The organism is Stenotrophomonas chelatiphaga (assembly GCF_001431535.1).
GTDB lineage: Bacteria > Pseudomonadota > Gammaproteobacteria > Xanthomonadales > Xanthomonadaceae > Stenotrophomonas > Stenotrophomonas chelatiphaga.
The window spans coordinates 1-819 of the sequence record NZ_LDJK01000148.1 but is presented as its reverse complement, the minus strand read 5'-3'; the positions used below and the strand labels follow the sequence as shown (position 1 = coordinate 819).

The 819-nt window shown below is 66.3% G+C and carries 1 protein-coding gene; it reads left to right on the top strand.

The annotated features are described in order from the left end of the window. The coding region (locus ABB28_RS17575) for a DMT family transporter (RefSeq protein WP_152983517.1) at window positions 1-606 on the top strand (606 nt) is incomplete at its 5' end. Window positions 607-819 lie beyond the last annotated feature (213 nt).

Below are 819 nucleotides of genomic sequence, written 5' to 3'. Positions count from 1 at the left end.
TCTGCGCTGATGGTCGGGCTGATTCTGGTTGTGGTGACCCTGGTCGCGGTGCGCGAAGAAGGCGCGGTGCAGCTGCGGCAACTGGCGCTGGCGCTGTTGCTGTGCCTGCTGGTCGTGGCGCTGGTGGGGTACGAAGCCCTGGTGTCCGAACATGTGCAGACGCCGTGGCGGCAGCGCGTGCTGGGCCTTGTATGTGCCTTCGGCGCGCTGCTTTCATGGGCGGCGTATTCGGTGGGCAACAGCCGCTGGCTGGCCCGTCGTCCAGACCTGTCCGCACACGACTGGTCGCTGCTCACCGGCGTGGTCACCGGTGCCCTGGCGCTGCTGCTGGTGCCGTCGGCGTTCGTGTTCGATGGCAGCGTGCATGCGCCGGCCCAGTGGGGACTGTTCTGGATGGTCAGCGCCGGCGTTGCGGTGATCGCCTCGCTGCTTGGCAATGCCTGCTGGAACCGCGCCAGCCGGCTGCTGCCGCTGACCCTGACCGGACAGATGATCGTGTTCGAGACCCTGTTCGCGCTGTTGTATGGGTTCGCCTGGCAGCGCCGTTGGCCCACCCTGCTGGAAACCATTGCGATCGGCTGCCTGGTTGCCGGCGTGCTGTGGTGAGCGCACGCACACCGTACGCCGCAGGCGATCGCCGAACATGCCGGCTGAACGCAGGCGTGGCCTGCATCGTCTCTGATGCCACCATTTTCGCCGGCGTTGGCCGCCGCTGACGGCACGTGTTTTCTGCCCTGCAACACTTGACCGGCGCTTGCCAGGCGGTCATTCTGGCTCTTATACACATGTGCGGATGCCGACAACTCTTGGCGGGAAGGT